Here is a 3,390-nt window from a genome sequence, read left to right as displayed (position 1 = left end):
GCCCCCGACACCGGCCCCCGATAACCGGCCCCCGACACCCGACCGAGGGACGCGCTGTCCTCCTGGAGGGCCGATGCGGCCACAATGGGGGGATGAGCGACAGTCCAGCCCCACTCGCCGACCCCCACCTCGTCTACGACCCGGTGGCGGGCGACGGCCCGAAGGACGTGGTGATCCTCGGGTCCACCGGGTCGATCGGGACCCAGGCCATCGACCTCGTGCTGCGCAACCCGGACCGCTTCCGGGTTACCGCCCTGTCCGCCAACGGCAGCCGGGTCGCCCTCCTCGCCGACCAGGCGTACCGGCTGGGGGCGCGGACCGTCGCCGTCGCCCGCGAGGACGCGGTACCGGCACTGCGGGAAGCGCTGAGTGACCGGTACGGCACCGGGGAGCCGCTCCCCGAGATCCTCGCCGGACCGGACGCGGCCACCCGGCTCGCCGCCTCCGGCTGCCACACCGTGCTCAACGGCATCACCGGTTCCATCGGCCTCGCCCCGACGCTCGCCGCCCTGGAGGCGGGCCGCACCCTCGCGCTCGCCAACAAGGAGTCGCTCATCGTCGGCGGCCCGCTGGTCAAGGCGCTGGCCAAGCCGGGCCAGATCATCCCGGTCGACTCCGAACACGCCGCGCTCTTCCAGGCGCTGGCCGCCGGCACCCGCGCCGACGTCCGCAAGCTGGTCGTCACCGCGTCCGGCGGCCCGTTCCGGGGGCGTACGAAGGACGAGCTGGCGGCCGTCACCGTCGAGGACGCCCTCGCCCACCCCACCTGGGCCATGGGCCCGGTGATCACGATCAACTCCGCCACCCTCGTCAACAAGGGCCTGGAGGTGATCGAGGCCCACCTGCTCTACGACATTCCCTTCGACCGCATTGAGGTGGTCGTGCACCCGCAGTCGTATGTCCACTCGATGGTTGAGTACACGGACGGATCGACACTGGCCCACGCGACACCCCCCGACATGGGCGGGCCCATCGCCGTCGGCCTCGGCTGGCCCGAACGTGTCCCCGACGCCGCCCCCACCTTCGACTGGAGCAAGGCCTCGACCTGGGAGTTCTTCCCGCTCGACAACGAGGCCTTCCCCTCGGTCAACCTGGCCCGGCACGTCGGACAACTCGCGGGGACGGCGCCGGCGGTGTTCAATGCCGCCAATGAGGAGTGCGTCGAGGCGTTCCGCCGCGGCGCGCTGCCGTTTCTCGGGATCATGGAGACCGTCACGCGGGTGGTCGAGGAGCACGGAACTCCCCGTACGGGAACCTCGCTCACCGTCGCGGACGTCCTCGAAGCGGAGACCTGGGCACGCGCCCGGGCCCGGCAACTGGCGGCACAGACGGCGGAGGCCCGTGCATGACGACCCTGATGTTCATCCTCGGCATAGTGCTCTTCGCCGTCGGCCTGCTGTTCTCCATCGCCTGGCACGAACTGGGCCACCTGTCCACGGCCAAGCTGTTCGGCATCCGCGTGCCGCAGTACATGGTGGGCTTCGGGCCGACGATCTTCTCGAAGAAGAAGGGCGACACCGAGTACGGGGTCAAGGCCATCCCGTTCGGCGGCTACATCCGCATGATCGGCATGTTCCCGCCCGGCCCGGACGGCCGCCTGGAGGCCCGCTCCACCTCGCCCTGGCGCGGGATGATAGAGGACGCCCGCTCGGCGGCCTTCGAGGAACTGCAGCCCGGTGACGAGAAGCGCCTCTTCTACACCCGCAAGCCGTGGAAGCGCGTCATCGTGATGTTCGCGGGCCCGTTCATGAACCTCGTCCTCGCGGTGGCGCTCTTCCTCACCGTCCTGATGGGCTTCGGCATCGCGCAGCAGACCACCACCGTCAGCACGGTCTCCCAGTGCGTCATCTCGCAGACCGAGACCCGCGACGACTGCACCAAGTCCGACCCAGCCTCCCCGGCCGCCGAGGCCGGCCTCCGCGCCGGTGACAAGATCCTCGCCTTCGACGGCGTACGGACCGACGACTGGGACAAGCTCTCCGACCTGATCCGGGACAACCCCGGCGAGGACGTGCCGGTCGTCGTCGAGCGCAAGGGCGAGGAGGTCACCCTCCACGCGACCATCGCCACCAACAAGGTCGCCAAGAAGGACTCCGACGGACAGATCGTCCAGGGCGAGTACGTCACCGCCGGCTTCCTCGGCTTCAGCTCCGCCACCGGCGTGGTGAAGCAGGACTTCGGCCAGTCCGTGACCTGGATGGGCGACCGGATCGGCGACGCCGTCGACTCCCTCGCCGCCCTGCCCGCCAAGATCCCCGCCCTGTGGGACGCGGCCTTCGGCGACGGACCGCGCGAGGCCGACTCCCCGATGGGCGTCGTCGGCGCCGCCCGCGTCGGCGGTGAGATCGCCACCCTGGACATCCCGCCCACCCAGCAGCTCGCCATGTTCGTCATGCTGGTGGCCGGCTTCAACCTCTCCCTGTTCCTCTTCAACATGCTCCCGCTGCTGCCGCTCGACGGCGGCCACGTCGCGGGCGCCCTGTGGGAGTCGTTGCGCCGCTCCGCGGCCAAGGTGCTGCGCAGGCCCGACCCCGGGCCCTTCGACGTGGCGAAGCTGATGCCGGTGGCCTACGTGGTGGCGGGCGTCTTCGTCTGCTTCACGCTGCTGGTGCTGGTGGCGGACGTCGTCAACCCGGTGCGGATCACCTGACGGATCACCTGACGGCTCACCTGAAGGCCGCACGACCGGGACGATCCGGTGAAAAGCCCGATCCGGGGAGCATGTCCGCCCGGACCGGGCTTCACTCCGGACGCCCGGCAGATGGACGCCAAAGGATGCATCTCCCGTACGCGGTGTGCCCGGCGTTCATGTCCGTGCCGTAATCTCGGATGCCGGAGCCCGCCGCTGAACGGGGCCGGACCTTGATCCACGACTTGGGGTTGCACAGCAGATGACTGCGATTTCTCTCGGCATGCCGGACGTTCCGACCAGGCTCGCGGAGCGCCGCAAGAGCCGGCAGATCCAGGTCGGGCCCGTGGCCGTGGGCGGTGACGCGCCCGTGTCGGTGCAGTCCATGACCACGACCCGTACGTCCGACATCGGCGCCACGCTCCAGCAGATCGCCGAGCTGACGGCGTCCGGCTGCCAGATCGTGCGGGTGGCGTGCCCCACCCAGGACGACGCGGACGCCCTGGCCGTGATCGCCAGGAAGTCGCAGATCCCGGTGATCGCCGACATCCACTTCCAGCCGAAGTACGTCTTCGCCGCCATCGAGGCGGGCTGCGCGGCGGTGCGGGTCAACCCGGGCAACATCAAGCAGTTCGACGACAAGGTCAGGGAGATCGCGAAGGCGGCCAAGGACCACGGCACCCCGATCCGCATCGGCGTGAACGCCGGTTCGCTCGACCGCCGCCTGCTGCAGAAGTACGGCAGGGCGACCCCGGAGGCGC

The 3,390-nt window shown here is 70.2% G+C and carries 3 protein-coding genes; all 3 read left to right on the top strand.

Translation table 11 applies throughout. The annotated features are described in order from the left end of the window. Nucleotides 1-92: 92 nt before the first annotated feature. Entirely contained in the window at nucleotides 93-1,349 is a 1,257-nt protein-coding gene (gene dxr / locus KUM40_RS26530) for a 1-deoxy-D-xylulose-5-phosphate reductoisomerase (protein WP_217168714.1), read from the top strand. A gap of 8 nt (nucleotides 1,350-1,357) precedes the next feature. Further along, complete coding sequence (locus KUM40_RS26525) at nucleotides 1,358-2,650, top strand: RIP metalloprotease (protein WP_217168715.1); 1,293 nt, start codon at nucleotides 1,358-1,360, stop codon at nucleotides 2,648-2,650. Nucleotides 2,651-2,891: 241 nt separating this feature from the next. Further along, the coding region (locus tag KUM40_RS41680; protein ID WP_254395706.1) for a flavodoxin-dependent (E)-4-hydroxy-3-methylbut-2-enyl-diphosphate synthase at nucleotides 2,892-3,390 on the top strand (499 nt) is incomplete at its 3' end.

The organism is Streptomyces sp. AC512_CC834, from assembly GCF_019049325.1.
Taxonomy (GTDB): domain Bacteria; phylum Actinomycetota; class Actinomycetes; order Streptomycetales; family Streptomycetaceae; genus Streptomyces.
This window is presented reverse-complemented; position numbering and strand designations above follow the sequence as displayed.

What these genes read in the sequence shown, in the direction of transcription:
- dxr (WP_217168714.1), top strand. Translation starts at nt 93, where the DNA reads ATGAGCGACAGTCCAGCCCCACTCGCCGACCCCCACCTCGTCTACGAC.
- KUM40_RS26525 (WP_217168715.1), top strand. Translation starts at nt 1,358, where the DNA reads ATGTTCATCCTCGGCATAGTGCTCTTCGCCGTCGGCCTGCTGTTCTCC.